Source organism: Aquimarina megaterium XH134, from assembly GCF_000520975.1.
Taxonomy (GTDB): Bacteria; Bacteroidota; Bacteroidia; order Flavobacteriales; family Flavobacteriaceae; genus Aquimarina; species Aquimarina megaterium.
Genome location: NZ_JACB01000003.1, coordinates 213,450 through 232,496, shown reverse-complemented (window position 1 = coordinate 232,496; position 19,047 = coordinate 213,450). Strand labels below are relative to the sequence as shown.

The following is a 19,047-nucleotide window of genomic DNA, read 5'->3' as shown; positions in this document are numbered from 1 at the left end:
CTATGTTAGATTTTTTAAACGAAGCAAATTGGTGGTGCTTATTATTGCTATTATTCCTGGCATTTTTATTAGGAAGATTCTTATCAAGAAGAGCGCTCAAAAAAAAATATAAAAAGGCATTAGATGAATGTGAAAGAGAAAATGCTATGCTTAAAAATGCAAGTAACCAAAAAGCAAATTCGACATTTTCTAATCCCGAAAATGGAATTAAAGCAGTTAAGACGAGGGATCACGGAGGAGTTGCGGTTACTAATGGTGGAGAAATGCCTACATTAAATTTTGATAGTTTTGGTAAAGCAGATGCCTCTCAAAAGGATGATTTAAAGCTAATTAGCGGTATTGGCCCCTTTATTGAAGAAAAATTAAACAGTATTGGTATCTATACTTTTGATCAAATTAGTAAATTTACCCCAGAAGATATTGATACGGTAACGACACTTATTCAATTCTTTCCTGGTAGGATTGAAAGAGATAAATGGACAAAGCAAGCTAAGAAACTTAAAGATAAGTAGTAACCACTAACCATTTTACTATTTAGTAAGGCCTTCATAATGTATATTATGGAGGCTTTTTTTATTTATAAATTATAAGCAGAGGTAAAATAACGTATTAAAAAAAAGAAGACTGTCTTTTCAGACAGCCTCCTAAACAAATCACTGTTATAAAAATTATTATTTTTTTATAAATTGTTTAATGCTTTTATTTTTTTCTGACTTCAATTCCAGAATATATACTCCTTTGGTTAAGTTTTGTAGATCAATACTATTATTATTAATAACTCCCTGATTAACAATTTGACCAGTGATATTCATTACTTTATAATTGATCAAAGATGTTGTCTTAGTTGCATTAATATACATAACGCCTTCTACCGGATTAGGGTAAAAACTCACATCAAAAGCTTTACTTTCTGGGTTATTAAGTCCTAAATCTGTTAAGTCTCCTGTTGATCTATCAGCTACAGCTCCCACATTTGAGGTAGTTAATGAGATATTATCGACAGCCATATCTCCTTGCCAAGAATTTCCTGAAGTACCTACAAAACGCATTTTTATTGATCTTCCTACGTAAGTATTTAAATCAACATTAGCATTATTCCAAGCATTGCCTTGAGTACCTGTTTTACTCCAGATCGATGCCCAGCTTGCTCCATCATCACCACTTACTTCTAATTTAAGCTCTCCTACTGCATTCCCTAGCATATGATACCTAAATGCAAAACTTGGTGAGTTTACTCCGTTCAAATCAAAACATGGAGAGTTAAGAATTGTTGTTTTATTAGGGCTGTTCGGAACAGAAGTTTCAACATACACATAAAAACTACCTTCTTGTGCTCCTGATGGTCCTGTATCTCTTGAGCGTGTTCCTCCTGATTGACGAGTCCAATCAAAATCGTCCCCAGCACCTTGGGTCCAGCTTCCTATACCAGCTTCAAACCCTTCATTATAAGGAAAAGCACTAATACCATTTGCGCAACCAGGATCTACAGCATTACAAGGTGAACAATCTCCTCCACAATCTATTCCGGTTTCATTTCCATTTTGAATACCATCATTACAAGTTGGTACTCCCTGAACTGTAGAAGTATATCTAGCTGCCCATCCAGATGCAGTAACTGATCCATCAGATGTAAACTGAACAAACATTGCATTGCCTGTAGAAACCATTTGATTTGGTACTGTTGCTCCAGAGAATCTACCCAATTGCGCTGCATTAGCATTCTCTCCATCATATACTGTAACAAAATCATAATTAGATTCTGTGTTATAGCTATCAAAGTTTAATGTTACAGTGCCTCCGTTTCCTGGTTTTATTAACCATGTACAATTTCTGTTATTCGCATAATTTTGGGCACCACTACCATCTTCAAAATTGCCAGAGTTTGCTGTTAGTGTAGCTCCTCCATTACAAGGGTCAGAAGCAGCAGCACTTGTTGTAGCATTAATTATATTACTATCGGCAGATACATTTCCTGCTGCATCTTTAGCTCTTACTTTAAATGTATAAGAAGTATTTGCTATTAGACCGGTTACTGTTCTATTTGTAGCGTTTATAGTTGCAATAACAACTCCATCTTGATATACATCATATTCTGTAACTCCAATATTATCATTAGATGCTGTCCATGCCAAATCTATAGTTGTCTGTGTAATATTTGAGGCAATAAGGTTTGTTGGTGCAGTTGGTGCTTCGTTATCTTGTGCACCATTAGCTGTAAATGAACCTGTAAATACTCCTCGTCCGTAGGTAGAGGCAATAATTTTATTATTATTTTGATCTCCATTTACTTCCCAATAGTCGAAAGAAGTTACACTAGCATCACTCATTCCGTTTTGTGATCGAACCCAATTTGGATTTGCTGCATCAAAATTAGTAGTAACCCATACACCCAGTTGTGTTCCAACAATAACTTCTGTTCTATCTAATGGATTTTGTAAAATATCTCTAACAGGGATATCAGGAAGATCTCCTTCTTTACTTGACCAATTTACTCCGGCATCAGACGAGTACCATATACTTGTAACTCCGTAGTTATGAATAGTTACCATAATATCATTTGCTGTTGCACCTAATCTAACAGAGGAAATAGATCCAACAAAAGGTGTATTTATTTCTGCCCAATTAGCTGCTCCTAAACCTACATTTGTTAATCTTAATAAACCTCCGGAAGCTGTACCCACATACCACGTGTTATTAGCAAAAGAAGAAGCTATAAAAGCAGTAGGTTTGCTTGTTAATAAAGCATTTGTAATATCTGCATTTCTATTTCTTGCTACATCAACCGTTTTTATAGAATAAACTGTATTGTTATTTACTCTATGAGTATTATTTGATAAAAGAAAATTTGCGTCACTATCATACCCCATTTGGTTTACAAAATCTCCCTTAGAATCATCATTTACAAGCGTTGTTGCTCCTCCTTGGATTCTACTACGTCCATCCCATGGCAAATTAAATCTATAAATAACATTGCGAACATAGGTGGCTATCATATATTGACCATCCTTATCAACAAATGTATAAAACCCATCCCCACCTGTTAGTGGTTCGGATCCGTTTATCCCTGGCACTACATTTCTAAATGCCTGTGATCCGTTATCCTGAGCTCCTGCAGAGAAAATCCCATTAACATCACCCACTCCATTCGGACCTATACCCGCTTTTACATATTGTGTTACATTATAATTATTATTTCTTGCTCCAAAAACATTATTATTAGCCGCAGTAGATAAACTATTTGCATAGAATATCCCTCCATCATTACCAAAAATTGCTTGATTTGAATTTCCTGGCCTGAATGCCATTGCATGTTGATCTGCATGTACAATAGAAGCTCCTAATCCAGCTAAATTATTATTGTTAGACCATTTAGAAATCTGGCTCCATGCATTACCACTATTTGTAGATCTAAAAAGGTCAATTCCCCCGACATATACGATATCATCATTATTAGGGTCTGATTCTATCATTAAATCATAAAAAGCTTGCCCTCTGGTAAAATCTTTTGCAGGAATACCATTATCTACATCATTAGGTAATGCTGTTGCGGTTGGAGCAGTTGCAAAACCATCCAAACTACGATAAATATGAACAGGATCTATAACTTTATTATTTGCATCTCTTGCAACTCCTTGAGTTAATGCATATATCTTATTAGCATTGGTTTCAGATGTTTCTAATTCTACTCTATTAGAATCATTAAGAGGAGAAGCTGCTGCTTCTGTCCATGTTGCACCATCATCAGAACTAAATACACGTCCTCCTCCATTTCCTAATGGCGAATTGATCGTACCAACCCATAATCTGTTGTTTGCTCCTATTTCAAAATCATTAGGTACATAGTAATAATTTACATTATTTCTTTGATACTGCATATTAGCAGATTCTATTCTATTCCAGTTAGCTCCACCATCTATTGATCGGTAAATTCCTGCAGACTGGATTCCTAGCCAATTTGCTGGTCCAGAAGAATCTCCATATACATGTGCTCCTACTCCAACAAATAATTCAGTACGATTCTGTGCTGTATTATTCCAGGCTACAATATCATTCACATAATAAATTCCTGAAAGGAAAAGGTTTGAAGCATTAAAATTAATATTACCTCCTCCAGCAGGTGGGATATTTACCGCCTGCCAGGTCGTTCCTCCGTCTGTTGATCGGTACACACCACTACCCACAACATCTCCTGCTGTATATTGTTCTCCTGTACCCACATACCATGTATTTGAGTTTCTAGGATCTACAGTTATTGAGGTTACCGAAAGATTTCCAGGAACATTCTGCACTCGACTCCACTGTGAAGCGGCAGATGTGATATCATTATTAACCCATAATCCACCACTTACACCACCGGCATAAACTCTTCTATTATTAGCATCATTGGGATCAAATAAAATAGCTCTGGTACGTCCTCCAATATCATTAGGACCTCTTTCTACCCAAGGGTTATTCTGAGCATCTCCTGGAGCTCTTTTTGATGTATTTGCCAATTGTTTTTGAACTGCGTAGATTTTCTCAGGTTCTGTTTTACCTGTTGCAGGGTTTATGGTTAACTCCCACATCTGTTCAAAATACTTATTTGGTGGAAGTCCTTTGGCTTTTCTCTCAGACTTTGTTAGTTTTAAAGTCTCTTTATAGGGGCTGTTTTTTAAATACGAAGCATGTTGTTTTCGTAAATTGGTAATTTCAGTCTCATTTGTACTTTGTTCTAAATTGTCTTTCTTTACAGAGTTTATGACAAGTACTGATAGGGCGACTAATCCCAGGCCCAGTAGAACCGGGCGGGTCATTCTTTTTTTCATGTTAGCATTAGTTGAGTTTGAGGTATAAAAGTAGTGTAATTATGGTTTTTTACCTAATTTAACATAAAAATAAGTTAAATTTAACACATATTGTATCACTTTCTTATTCTTAACACACTCAATACTAATGATATCTTATTTTTCATCGCTCCAAGCAACAGAAGACATTTTCCAATCAAGTCCCTCTTTGATAAATTGAATAGTTTTCATTCCTCGAGACTCAAAATACACGCCGTTTAATTTACCAGATTTTTTATAAAAACTAAATCGTTGTGCTACATTACCATATATCTCTGTCCTATGTAAAATTTCACTTTCTCTGAAATCCGTAAGTGTCCCATCGCTTAGCATTTTTTTCCTCGGGGCTATAAACTCATTAAGATCATAGATTTCTGGAACACCATGAGTATTACTTATTATGATGCCATTAGAAATAAAGATATTCTCAATTTCTTCAACATTAGGAATCCTCCCCTCTGCATTGGTAAACAGGCTAAAAAATCTAGTTGTTAGTTTGTTTAGTTCATTTTCTTCTTTAGTGTTTGTAGGGGTAGAAAAAAATAGAACCGTATCCTTTTCTGATAATTCTATTGTTTTCACAAAACGCAATCCTATTTTGTTTAACAATTTAATTGAAGCAATGTTATTAGGGTTTGTAATTCCAACAATTTTATCAAGGCGTAAAGTGTTTTTAGCATATTTCATTGTTGCATTGGCTATTTCATACCCATACCCAAATCCAAAATATTCTGGAAGCATTGCAAATCCAATATCAATATCCTCTAGTGTATCTCTATTTACTAATCCACACATTCCTATAGAAACACTGGTTTCTTTTAATACCACTACCCATAAACCGAACCCATTTTCTTTGTAACTTTTTATTAAGTTACTTTTTAGATATTCCTCTGCTTCAACATTTGTTTTAATATTCCTATCTCCTATAAATTCTATCCACTTTGGAGAGTTCATCAATTTTAAAACAAAGTCAGAATCTTCTAGATTAAATTCACGAAGAGATAATCTTTCGGTTTCTAATATTTTTTTCATTTGTATTCTAATGTTCTATTAATTATTTCTCACTTATAATACTATCAAACATATCTATATCTGTTGCACCTTCGGTACTTATAAAAAGAATATTAGTGGTTTCATTTATACGTAGCGTTTCTTTTATCGGTTTGCATTCTTGTTCTTTCATGATCGCAATAAAACCTGCTAAACCACTAGCACCAGATTCTCCAGAAATTATTTTTGTATCCGAACCACTAGAGAAATAAAGTTCTCGAATTGCTTCTCTAGAATACTTATCATCAATTTTGATCGAGACATCACTACCATTTTTTATTAAATCCCATGCTCCCAGAGAAGGTGTTCCACAATTAAGTCCCGCCATTATTGTTTCACTATTTCCTAACGAAGTAGTTATTTTTCCTTTTTTAAAGGAAGCAAGAATTGCATCTGCTTCTGTTGGTTCTACAATGATAATCTTAGGACGGTTTGCTCCATACCTTTCTAAGTAATATCTAATCCCTGTTCCTGCAAAACTCCCTACCCCGGCTTGTAGAAAAACAAGATCTATTTTTGGGTCCAACGCAAGATGAAGGCTATTTTCCATTTCTTGAAAGAGTGTTAAATACCCTCCCATAATATATGCTGGTATTTCTTCATAATTCTCCCAAGCCGTATCTTGTACTAACTCCCATCCATTTTTTTCACTTACTGCTTTAGCATAGGCGCAGGTTTTATCATAATTACCATCTACTTGTTCAACTATAGCTCCTTCTTTTTCAATAGCTTTAATACGTTGATTTGTCGTGCCTTTTGGAACAAAAACTACTGCTTTTTTATTAAAAAAATTAGCAGACCATGCCACGGCTCTTCCATGATTACCATCTGTAGCGGTACAAAAAGTTTCTATCTGTGGTTTCTTTTTAAGGATCTGATGTATAGCATACGAAGCACCTAACCCTTTAAATGCATTTAAACCAAAACGAAATGATTCATCTTTGATATAAATATTACCAACATTATACTTTTTGGATAGGTTAGGTAAAGGAATTAAAGGTGTTGGTTTATATCCTGGTAAAGATGCATGAAATGCCTTTGTATCATCACATTTCTCTAGAATAGCAGTAGTTACATTATCTACAAATGTATTATCCGGATTATTTATGTAAAACGAAGAATCCTCCTTATTTTTTATCTCCATTTGAATGATTTTTTGTACTTACGATCTTCATAGTACAGCATCTGCAATAATTCTTTACTGTTTTATGATCACCAAGAGGTTTTTACACGTATTTAAATTCATAAAAAGACAGGCACTCTAGAGTGCCTGTAAGCCTAATCATACGATCTTGTTTTTTTATTGATTACCAAGAATTATTGGCATTCCGTTTTTTCCTGATCCTACAACTACTACCTTAGCATTAGGTGATTTAGCTAGTTGTAATGTTGCTTCTATTCCTTTTTCTGTAAGAATTTTATCTGTTAATGAAGCACTTAAAATTTGATTCGCTACTGCCTTACCTTCTGCATCGATTTTTTGTCTTTCGGCCTCTTTTTTGGCTTTTTCTAATCTAAATTCGTATTCTAAAGCTTCTTGCTCTTGTTTTAGTTTACGCTCGATTGCTTCTTTGATCGTAGGCGGTAACGTTACATCACGTACTAGTACTTCATTAAGCTGAATGTATTGATTACCTACTATCTTTTTTGTTTCTTCAAAAATTTCTTTTTGGATTGCATCTCGTTTACTAGAATATAATTGTTCTGGTGTATACCTTCCCACTACACTACGGGCTGCCGATCGTATCGTTGGCAATAAAACTCTTGCCACATAATTTTCTCCTTTTTGTTGATGTAATAGTCCTAATTTGTCATAATCTGGCTGAAACCACGCAGAAGCATCTAATTTAATTTCTAATCCGTTAGAAGAAAGTACCTGCATTTTTTCAAAAACTTCTTGCTGTCGTACTTCATAAACGATTACTTTATTCCAGGGAGCAATTAAATGAAACCCTTCTCCCAGAGGTGGGGCATCTGTAACGACACCGCCTCCAAATGTTTTATAAAGTACACCGGCTTCTCCTGAACCAATAGTTTCTGTAGATTTTGAAATAAAGACGATTGCTAATACTAATAGAATTAGAATAGGCAATCCTATTTTTGGTAATTTTTCCATAATAATTTTGAGTTTTTAATTTTAAATAAGTCCGTTATATTTTCGTGCAAACCATTCTATAGTAAGTAACAAAATAACTATTGCTAAAAGATATTTCCAGTCTATTAAAGATACTACATTTTCCTTATTTTTTTGTATCGTTTGATATCTTTGATCTTCTAGTAATTCTTTTATAAGTGTGTCTTTTTGGTTTAAATAATATGACTTACCATTAGTATTAGTAGCTACTTGCTTCAGTTTTGTTACATCTGCATTAAGAAATTGTTGTTCTACATCATATTCTAGAATTGCAAAACTTCCAGAACGTGCTATATTTTCACCTAACACAGTTACTGTATAGTCATAATTTCCTGCATCAAGATTACTCAAATCAACTTCGTATGAATTATTTTTCAATAACATAGGTATAGTTTGAGTAGCCTCTGTTTCTTTATTTTTAATCGAAATCCTTAAATTTCCTCTCCTATCAAATTCATAATTCTTGGTAAAATATTCTGCTTTAATAACGACACTGGCATTACCATAATAAAATGATTCTGAGATGGTATTTAATCTACTCTTTCTTTTGTTTGATGCCAGATACTGGATCAGTTTACCAAAAAACTCATCAAAATCCTCAAATTTTTGAGTATCTAAATAACTTTGAGCTCTCCATCTCCATATTCCCTCTCCAAACAAAACGGCTTCTCTTATTCCTCCTTGTTCTATGGTTGCAAGTAACATTTCATCTGTATCAATATTACTTATTGTCTTATATAATAAAGGGTCATGGTTCGAATTCATTCTAATTTCTCCAAAAGTTCCTATTAAAGGAGGGTAACCTTGAAAACCAATATCTTCTAGAAGAAATGCTCCATAATTATTGTTATACCTAGGAACGTAATATTCATTCTGTCGTGTAATTTCCTGGGTATATTTATTTTGTATCCTATTAAGAAAAACCCAATCTGTCTTTGAGCCGGTAATCGTAAAATAGTTTTTTTTCAGGGTATTTAATTTTTCATATACTGCCCTATATCTAGTATTGGGCTGATACAATATAACCAACTGATAATCATTTAATTCCTTATTTTCATTAGGCTTACTAATCGTTATACTTCGCCTTTCATTACTTTCGACGCTTTTCTTTATAGCTCCAAGATCTGGGTGTACTATGTCACTAATTAACAACACATTGGTTTTTTGATCAATTACCTCGACAGCAAAAGTTTTTGAATTATTTATTGTATTTTTTTCTATATCCAAAGGTGTCAATGCAGCAACGTATTGATTTACACCTACCGTATTTGCTGGCAGGGTAAAATTAACTACTGTAGAGTTATTTGTTCCTGAGAAAGAAACGGGCTGAGAAAAAACTGTACCACTATCTGACCTTACCTGAAATGTGGTTGTAATTTCCTCATTACCAGAATATGTAAGAATTACTTCTACAGGAAATTTATTTTTTAAGTATGCATAACGGTTAACATTGAGTTGCTGTATTTTGGTATCCAGTACTTTAATTGTGTCCCCAGAAATAATCGGATACACCGCTTGCTTATACCCTATGCTACTAAATTGATAGTCTTTACCATAAGTTTGATTTCCATCGGTGATCACAATTGTAGGAGCAATTGTATTTTTATGAATTTGCTCAAGTTCTTCTAACGCTTTTGATATATTAGTCTGCTTTTGATCAAAAGAAAAGCGCAGGGAATCATTTAATTTATCAGAAAATGAGTAGTAAGTAATATCAAATCTTTCATTAAGCTCTTCATTATCCGCAATTTGGTTTGCGAACTGAGTAACTTTCTGATCTTGTTTAAGATATTTTATTGAAGAAGAATTATCCACTGCAACTACCAGAGCAGGTTTCTCTATATAATAAGTATTCTGTTTGAAAGTAGGGTTAATTAATAACAATAGTAGTGCAAAAACACTAAGGAAGCGTAAAAAAGCAAAAAACAGGATGTTTTTTTTCCTGTTTTTTGTTTTATACCAATATTGAAACAATGCAACAATTAATGCTGTTATAAAAGCGGCTATGATCAATAAGATTGTTTGTGTTTGCATTCTATTAATTACGATATACGATGGTTGAGTTACGAATAACAATTTATTTTAGAGTGTTAAGTGCAACTCTTTTCATACAAGTTGAAATTTAATGACTTTTAGCATCAAAAAATATTAAAATATTCAAAAAAAATGATTCTTAAATCGTTAATCGTAATTCTAAAATTAAGTAAGCATTCCTCCATCCACATTAAGTACTTGCCCAGTAATATATGCGCTTAAATCACTTGCCAGAAATAGGCATGTATTTGCAATATCTTCGGGACTACCTCCTCGTTTTAGCGGAATTGCATTACGCCATCCTTCTACAACTTTTTCATCAAGTTTTTCTGTCATTTCGGTTTCAATAAAACCAGGTGCAACTACATTACTTCTAATATTTCTAGAGCCAAGTTCTAGCGCAACAGATTTTGAAAAACCAATAATTCCTGCTTTTGAAGCTGCATAATTAGCTTGGCCCGCATTACCTTTTACTCCAACCACCGAGCTCATATTTATTATACTTCCTTTACGTTGCTTAAGCATAGTTCTTTGAACTGCTTTTGTCATATTAAATACGCTTTTCAGGTTTACCTCGATAACTTTATCAAAGTCTTCCTCGCTCATGCGCATTAAAAGGTTATCCTTAGTAATACCTGCATTATTTACTAAAATATCAATACTACCAAATGTTTCTAAGACATCTGCGGCTAATTCCTGTGCCTGATCGTAACTTGCTGCATTACTTTGATATCCTTTAGCTTTTATTCCTAATCCGTTTAATTCTTTTTCTAATGTTTTAGCTGCTTCAACAGAAGAACTATAAGTGAAAGCAATATTTGCTCCTTGTTGTGCAAAAATCTCTGCTATTCCTTTGCCAATACCACGAGTAGCTCCAGTGATAATAGCTGTTTTACCTTGTAAAAGATTCATTCGTTATGTTTCTAATTTTTGTGGTATCTAAACCATTTATAATTTGCATTGTGAATTCAAATATAAGAATTACAAACAGGTCAACAGCAATAAACCCTGTGATTTCTCACAGGGTTTATAAATTAATAATCGTTTATCTGATTTTACAGTTTTATATCTTCATTTTTCTTCTCATAGTTGAAAAGATAATCAATATCCATTTCTTTAACCACACCTAATTTAGATAACGCATCCATATTTACATCTTTTTTGTTACCTACTACAAGTACATTATAGGTTTCTCCTTTTATATTTTCATTAAAGAAAGATTTAAGATCATCTAGAGTCATATCTTTAATAGTATTATACATCTCTTCTCGATTATCATTATCGATCCCTCTTTTCTTTAACCCTTCATAAGTCCAGAAAATATTAGATTTGGTTATACGCTGGGCAGCAATTTTCTTTAATGTTGCTTCTTTTGCAGCATTAAACTGTTCTTCTGCTTCTGGCATATTTGTCATTAAATCCATCATTGCATCTACTGCCTGAGGCATTTTATTTGCCTGAGTGCCTATATACGCGTATACATAATTCGAATCTCCTTTTTCTGATGCCGTCGAATATGCAGAAAACGCAGAATATGCCAGTGATTTTGACTCTCTTATTTCTTGAAATACTATAGATGACAATCCACTCCCGAAGTATGTATTAAACAATCTTGAAGCTGCCATTTTATCTGGATCAAACTCTGATCCTTTTGCCAAAAATATCATTTCACTTTGCACCATATCATAATCAACAAAGTAGACATTACCTCCTGTTTCTTTTTCGACATATTTAACTTCTTCTGGATAGTCTAACAATTCATTTTGTACTTTATGGTTTTTGTTTATTGATGCAATTGCAGCATCTATATCCTTACCATAATAAAATATGCGTTGTTTAAAATTACGAAGTTCTTTGATTTTATCTACCAATTCCTGTGGATTAACAGCTTGCAACTCTCCTATTGTATAAATATTACGTAAAGGAGAATTATCGCCATACATACCATAATTCATCAATCCATTCCACAAAATGTTTCCTTTTTGCGTTTTCGCATCCTGACGTCCTTTTGCGATCTGATCTACGTATTTTGCATATGTTTCCTGGTTAGGAACTGCATTAGTCCATAAATGTTCTAATAAAGCCAAGCCTGCATCAAGGTTTTCTTTTAATCCAGAAATACCAACATACGTTTTATCTGAACCTGCATTTACATAATAATCAATTCCGAGTTTATAGAACTCTTTCTTTAACTCTTCGGGAGAGTATTTATCTGTACCTAAATAATCTAGATATCCTGTTGCCAGAGAAACCTTACGATCATTATCTCTTCCCATATCAAAAATGATACTAAGATTAAATAAATCATTATTAGGATTATCAATATAAGATACTTTTAATTCGCTATCGGTTTTAGTTTCTTTAATTGCCGATTTATAATCAATAAACTTAGGTGTTAAAGGAGGTGTTTCTTGCTGAGCAAATGCCTTGATAAATTCTGATTGTTTATCTCTATTTAACTCTACTGGTGTAATACCAGGGTTTTCTACCTTGGTAATATTTTTATCTTCTCCTTTACGCTTATATATCACTACATAATTATCCTTATAAAAAGAATTTGCAAAATCTACTAATTCTTGCTTCGAAACTTTTTTAAGTTCATTTAAGAATTCGACTTTATCTTTCCAATCTTCTCTATGAATAAATGCGTTATAATATGCTGAGGCTAATGCAGAATTATTTTCATATTCTCTTGTTTGACTAAGTTTTAAATCATTAACCACTGCAGAGATCATCCAATCTTCAAACTCCCCTTTTTTTAATTTATCAATTTGAGAAAGTAATAAATCTTTTACTTCATCCAGAGTTTGATCTGCTTTTGGTGATCCATAAAATTGGTGGTACCCATAATCATTTAAAAATGTAGGTGAACAACCTGCATTTTGAACGACTTGTTTCTGATTTAAATTCAAATCAATTAGACCCGCATTACCGTTAGCCAGTAACATATCTGCTAATGTGAGTAATTTTTCTTCTTTTGTACCTATAGCAGCAGAACGAAATGCTATAGAAACAGATTCGGCAGTAGGTCCAAATACTTCTTTAATAACCGGACTGGTTATCGGATCTTCTTTTGGTAATACAGGGTGAACTACTTCTTTTTTCTCGAAACCGCCAAAAGCTTTGTTCACTTTTTGTATGGTTTGATCAAAATCAATATCTCCAACTAATACCATCGCCATATTATTAGGAACATAATATTTATCAAAATAATTATGTATCGCTACCATTGAAGGGTTCTTAAGGTGCTCAGAGGTTCCAATTGTTTTTTGTTGCCCATATGGATGATTGGGAAACAAGCCTTCTAGCATTGCTGCGTATGATTTCCACCCATCATTATCTTGTCCTCTATTAAATTCTTCATAAACTGCTTCTAACTCTGTATGAAACAAACGTAACACCAACTGGCTAAATCGCTCGCTTTCTACAGTAAGCCACTTATCTAATTCATTAGCTGGGATTTTGTTTTTATATACGGTCTCTTCAAACCACGTATGTGCATTGGTTCCTTCTGCTCCCAAAGAGCTTATCATTTTATCATATTCATTCGATATCGAAATCTTTGAAGCTTCGAAAGAAATTTCATCTATCTTCTTATAGATCTCTTTCTTTTTATCTGCATCTGTTTCTACTTTATGCTGTTCATATAAATCAGAAATCTGCTGTAGCAGTACTTTTTCTTTTTCAAAATCCTGAGTACCTATCTCATCAGTACCTTTAAAAACCATATGCTCTAAATAATGAGCAAGCCCGGTAGCTTCTTTTGGATCATAATTAGAACCAGCTCGTACAGCTATAAAAGTTTGAATTTTTGGTTCTTCCTCATTTTTAGCCAAATATACTTTTAAGCCATTCTCAAGGGTATATAATCTTAACCCTGTTGGATCATTGGTTACAGTTTCATAGTTGAAACCTGCTGCGTCGGTATGTTGTTCGACTTTAATTTCTTGCGAAACATTCGTTTCTGGTGATGATTTTTTACAATTGCTAAGACAAATGACTGACAGCAATAACAAAATCGTTTTAATTAATTTCATACGTTATTTTAATTATTTTATAGTGTCTTTATAACACCAGAGTGATTATATGAGTTAGTTTATAATTAATGTACTATAATACGTGTAGTTATTATCAATGTTACAAATATTAAGAATATTTTAACAGGAATAGAATTATACAAGAAGAGTAAATTATAAATAGTAAACTGCCTTGATACAGGTATAACCAAGTATTCAATAAAAGAAAGGTTTTTATTGAAAAACCTTAGGTACTCAAACTTTTCTTCTCTAAGAGGCAAAGCATCGTAAAGTAGGCCATAGGAGATTAAAAGAGAAGTTTTTCAAAAGGCTTCTGTAGTACAATTAGATTACATTGTAGGATTTTTAAAAAAGGAAATACTGGTATTGAAGATATATGTAATTAGGGAAGAGAAAAATCATTAAATACACTAAATAGATTATTCACAATTCTTTTATTTTTAAATATTCAAGAAAAAAATCTGCTGGATAATAAGATAAGTATTCTTCATTGGTTATTAACCTTTCATAACCTTTTAATTTTTTACTAATAGGTTTTACCTGAAATTTTTTATCATTAGCATACAGTAAAACATTGTGAACGAATTCTGAGCAATACAACCCTAGATCTGTTTTAGAGTTAAAATCAAAAAAGATTTTTTCCTTTTCTAGTTTGCGTATGTATGTTTTTGCTTTTTCGAAATCTTCCTTACTAACTGGTAATGACCATATTCTATTATCTTCTTTATTTGGGGAAGACCAAAAAAGATCTAATTTTTCTTTTATTAATGAAGAGCCAAAACTATTAATACTGTCATAACTAACATTATATACATATGCATCAACACCTTTACTTAGTGCAATACCAATGTGTGAAATATTATTAGAAGTAGAATTATATTTTAAAACTAAATCCCCTTCTTTACTTTTCGAATTTCGTGATACTATATATACACATCCGTCATAACTTATATTATCACAACTTAATAACATAAAAGTAATTAGAAAGAAAGTAAATATATTAATTGAAGAAAACTTCATATTTATCTATAAATACAAATTAAAATTATTGCGGTTTGCTTTACAATACCTAAATTTTTAACATAGAAGTGATTTAAACTTTTTAAATGGTTTTAAAAAGTTTAAATCACTTCATAGCATGAGTTCTATTTATAAATAATTCATGAAAACCATTAATTTTCACAATTCGAACTCACGCTATACTAAAATGGGGCTATGCTATTACGAACAAAACCCAAACTTTTTATTTATTTCTTGGGTTTGTCAAATTATAAGCAGTAGTACTTGCTGATGCTCCTGTTGTCACAGCAGTAGCTGGCCCTCCTGCGCTACCAGCGATAGCACCTCCGACATCTGCAACCCCAACTATAAGCCACTGCCACCATTTTCTTTTCTTTGTAATGGAATTATCAGCTACTTTTATAGCACCGTAATAATTATACCAATAACATGTAGAATATCTTGCTGTAGAAATAGCTGATAAAATTGTTCTTTTTTCCAATTCATTGAAACCTTTGTTGCTTAAAATATCATTTTCGAATTTTATTAAATTTTTCTGAACATCTTCTAGATTAGGTTCTCTACTTGAATATGCTTTATCGAATAGATAATCAACTACAGTTACTAATTTATCTTTTGCTTGCAAAGACAAATCCAGAGAATTTATGATGGTATGAAAATTATTTTCAAAATCATTAGCTCCTTTTAATATGATTGATGAATCTACAGGAGTGTACTCTTCATCTTTAATTCTTAAAAAATTCTGATTAACATTCGCCAAATTTTCTACAACAGCAACAATTTCATCAACGTCTAGTTTTTCATTAGAATGATTTATCACAAACGCGTTAACTATTTCATTATGTATTTCGCCTACATAATTATATGGATTTTTTGAATCTTCTGATCCATTACAATATTTTAAAGCATTTTTAGAACTATCTAATACGTTCTCTATTTCATTTTTTTGTAAGTCTGTATTATTCTCTTCTGTACAAGAAAACAGTAAAAAACCTAAAAGTAACGTTATTATAATTTTTGATTTGTGTAACATATTTATTATAATTTTAATTGTATTAATACTATAAACATTTAAAGACACTCATAGTTTATGTCTATTCTTCGCGAAAGAATTTTTATGGTATAATTAAGAAAGGAAAGCGACACTCTTTTAATAATTACCCTGTCCTGTGACTATAATCATTAATTTGTTACCCAAAAAAATTATTTTTTTTTGACAAGAGCTATTAGAATACTGATTATCAGTATTAAAAGAAGAAAAAATATGATCTCATAAAAGAGAACGTTTGATGAAAATAATTTAGTTTCTGAATCACCTATTAGCACAAATGTTGCCCAATAATGAGGTGATGCATCTGATAAAGAAGCCGAGTTTAGATATTTAATTTTTGCATTATGTAAAGCCTCTGATTTGGTTTGCCCTTTGTCTAAATTACTATAAAAGTTTTCCATTATCAGAGCTGTAGATTTATCATTAGCATTCCATAGAGATGAAATCACCGTATTAGTCCCTGCATAGAAAAACCCTCTAGCCAAACTCATAACACCCTCACCTTTAGCTATTTCTCCTAAAGATGTATTACAAGCACTTAATACCACTAATTCTGCTTGATTTCTGGACGTATATAACTCATGATATTCTAGATTAGTATCATTAAATGCTATTTGAAGGTTATCCGAAAAATTAGCATGCGTAGCCAGATGGATTATTTTATGATTCTCTGTTTTGGATAAAAAATTTTGTTTAGAAGCTTCAGCTTCTATATAACTTTTTATAGGTATATAATCACTAATAGCATTAATCTCATTGATACTATTGGCAATATCCTCTAAATCACTATGTGCAAAAGTTATTGGAGCAAAGGCCACCAAATCCATAGATGGTTTTCTATGCACTGTAGCATTATGTCGTAAAAAAGACATAGAATATCCATAACTTATTTCGTTTTCTTCTATAAGATATCGATTTGTATTCTTATCTACTACTAAAGATTCAAAAGGAATATATTGTAGTTTACCATCAGGAATTATAATGAGATGTTTTTGATTCAAAGACATTGAGATTTTGCCTTTTGGCATCAATAAAGCATATAATTGAGAAGCTATTTCTTGAAATCTTAATCGATCTTCTTCTACCTCAAAAGGTTTAGACAATTGATTTCTGTATGTTCTAATCAATTTTTCTACAACTTTTAATCCACCTATTCTTATTATTTCTGTTTTGGTATTAGAAACCAAAACAGCATACAATTCACTAAAAGAATCATCATCATCACCCATATTACTAACATAAGATATAACAACACTGTCCTTATCTAAAGTTTCCTGAATATTCTTTAAATCAATTATGCTAGTCGTTTCTTTCTCTTTGTAATAATCTGGGAAAATCATTTGTAAAGAGTCTTCTTCTTTCTGGTATTGTTGTTTTAATTCAAAACGATTATACTCCAACTTCTTAATACTATCTCTATTTTTCTGAGAAGAAATTAAATTTTCTAGATCTAGAATCTGTTTTTTAAGTTCATTTTCACGCTCTAATACTTCATCAGGTAATTGCCATTTATTAGTATTCTTGAGGATATCTTCTGTTAAGAGTAATGCTTTCTTTTTTTCTGAAAAGTAAAAGGCCTTTTCTTTTTCATCAAGAATTTCACATACCAATATTCCTTTTAGATAAATTTCTGAAGCTTTTTTTCGCCAATTTAGTCTTGATTCTTCTTCCTTACTAACATTGAGTAAAATATCTACTAATTTATCTGCTGATAACAAATTAGAAAGAGCAAGTTCAATATGTTTACTATTGTTTTCTTTCTCATATAATTTTATAAGAATCGTTGCTTTCTGAATCAATGCTAATAAAATATTATACTTATTATCAGAAATTGTTAAATCATTAAGCTTGGGTAATGCTTTAATACCCCCATCTAAATGAGTACTGGCGACTAGAGATTTTTGGATATTATCAAGTGCATTTTGATACTTTTTATTTTCAAAAAAATAATTGCTGAATTGATGATATACTATAGATTTCTCTTTTCTTCCTCGAGAATATCTTAATCCATTATTTAAAAAGAAAAGAACGCTGTCTTTTTGTTTTTGATCCTTAGCATCTGTATACAAAATTCCCAGATTAGTATATGATGCATAGATAAAAGTAGAATCATTGTTTTGTATGGCTTTATTTAAATTTCTAGAACAATAATATCTGGCTTTATAAAAATCTAATCTTTCTTGGGTATTGTAATAATTTACGTAATCATTATTTAAGGTATTATAATCCTTTAATGAATAATTAGAAATTAGACTAAAAAGTTGATTGGCTTTATTTAGTACTTCTAACATTCGGTCTAAACTATTTCTAGTCCGCATTTCATATAAAACATGAGAATAATCAATATACTTTTTAATCAAAAGCTTTTTTTTGTCAAATTTTTCTAGCTCAGAAAGACCACGAGAATAGTAGTCGTTTGATCTAAAAAAATCTCCTTTTTTAAAATAATATTTCCCTAATTCACAAAAGGCTTTGGCGGTAGTATATTCATCTACATCAATAGTTACTACTTCTTGATAACACGATATAGATTTTTCAAAATTTCCTATTAGAGCATAAAAAAGCCCTAAGTTATATAGAGCTTTTGCATACTTACTATTTTTTAAATGTAGCTTTCTGTATAACGATATTTCATATTCTACATACTTAATTCCCTTTTCATATAAATCTTCTGTATAAAGTTTTTTAGAAAATTCGTGAGCAATTCTAATGCTATTCAAAACCTCTCCTTTAGTTTCATAAATTTTTATAATACTATCAACTTCTTTTTGTACACTAGAAATAGTGATATTATTACGGCTCCATAAGGATTCATAGTATCTGTATAGATCCTGAGCATTACTATTTACCGTTATACACAAGAAACCAATCCAAAGAAATTTATACGACGATTTCAAT

Annotated in this window: 11 protein-coding genes; 1 reads left to right on the top strand and 10 read right to left on the bottom strand. The window is 31.9% G+C overall.

Annotated elements, in window-relative coordinates; translation table 11 throughout:
• Positions 1–2: 2 nt before the first annotated feature.
• The gene (locus Z053_RS0103845) at positions 3–512 is read left to right on the top strand and encodes a hypothetical protein (RefSeq protein WP_025663717.1); all 510 of its coding nucleotides are present in this window, start codon (positions 3–5) and stop codon (positions 510–512) included.
• Positions 513–671: 159 nt separating this feature from the next.
• On the opposite strand, the gene Z053_RS27835 is transcribed toward Z053_RS0103845, so the two are convergent.
• The 10 genes from Z053_RS27835 to Z053_RS0103795 form a co-directional block, all read right to left on the bottom strand.
• On the bottom strand, positions 672–4,805 hold the full coding sequence (locus tag Z053_RS27835; RefSeq protein ID WP_025663716.1) for a CUB domain-containing protein: 4,134 nt from the start codon (positions 4,803–4,805) through the stop codon (positions 672–674).
• A gap of 135 nt (positions 4,806–4,940) precedes the next feature.
• Positions 4,941–5,855 carry a GNAT family N-acetyltransferase gene (locus tag Z053_RS30660; protein ID WP_025663715.1) on the bottom strand — a complete coding sequence of 305 codons (915 nt, stop codon included), beginning with the start codon at positions 5,853–5,855 and terminating at the stop codon, positions 4,941–4,943.
• 22 nt (positions 5,856–5,877) lie between these two features.
• Positions 5,878–7,017 (bottom strand): diaminopropionate ammonia-lyase, encoded by a 1,140-nt coding sequence (locus Z053_RS0103830; RefSeq protein ID WP_025663714.1) that lies wholly within the window; start codon positions 7,015–7,017, stop codon positions 5,878–5,880.
• Between the two features lie 156 nt (positions 7,018–7,173).
• Positions 7,174–7,989, bottom strand: a complete 816-nt coding sequence (locus tag Z053_RS0103825) for a prohibitin family protein (RefSeq protein WP_025663713.1) — start codon at positions 7,987–7,989, stop codon at positions 7,174–7,176.
• A gap of 21 nt (positions 7,990–8,010) precedes the next feature.
• Positions 8,011–10,041 carry a hypothetical protein gene (locus Z053_RS0103820; protein WP_025663712.1) on the bottom strand — a complete coding sequence of 677 codons (2,031 nt, stop codon included), beginning with the start codon at positions 10,039–10,041 and terminating at the stop codon, positions 8,011–8,013.
• Positions 10,042–10,206: 165 nt separating this feature from the next.
• Positions 10,207–10,953, bottom strand: a complete 747-nt coding sequence (fabG, locus tag Z053_RS0103815) for a 3-oxoacyl-[acyl-carrier-protein] reductase (RefSeq protein WP_025663711.1) — start codon at positions 10,951–10,953, stop codon at positions 10,207–10,209.
• A 143-nt stretch (positions 10,954–11,096) separates the two neighbouring features.
• Entirely contained in the window at positions 11,097–14,078 is a 2,982-nt protein-coding gene (locus tag Z053_RS0103810) for a M16 family metallopeptidase (RefSeq protein ID WP_025663710.1), read from the bottom strand.
• A 423-nt stretch (positions 14,079–14,501) separates the two neighbouring features.
• Entirely contained in the window at positions 14,502–15,098 is a 597-nt protein-coding gene (locus tag Z053_RS0103805; RefSeq protein ID WP_025663709.1) for a hypothetical protein, read from the bottom strand.
• Positions 15,099–15,321: 223 nt separating this feature from the next.
• Complete coding sequence (locus tag Z053_RS0103800; protein ID WP_025663708.1) at positions 15,322–16,131, bottom strand: hypothetical protein; 810 nt, start codon at positions 16,129–16,131, stop codon at positions 15,322–15,324.
• A 170-nt stretch (positions 16,132–16,301) separates the two neighbouring features.
• Positions 16,302–19,046, bottom strand: coding sequence for a CHAT domain-containing protein (locus Z053_RS0103795; RefSeq protein WP_035094916.1), 2,745 nt, complete (start codon positions 19,044–19,046; stop codon positions 16,302–16,304).
• Between the last annotated feature and the right edge of the window lies 1 nt (position 19,047).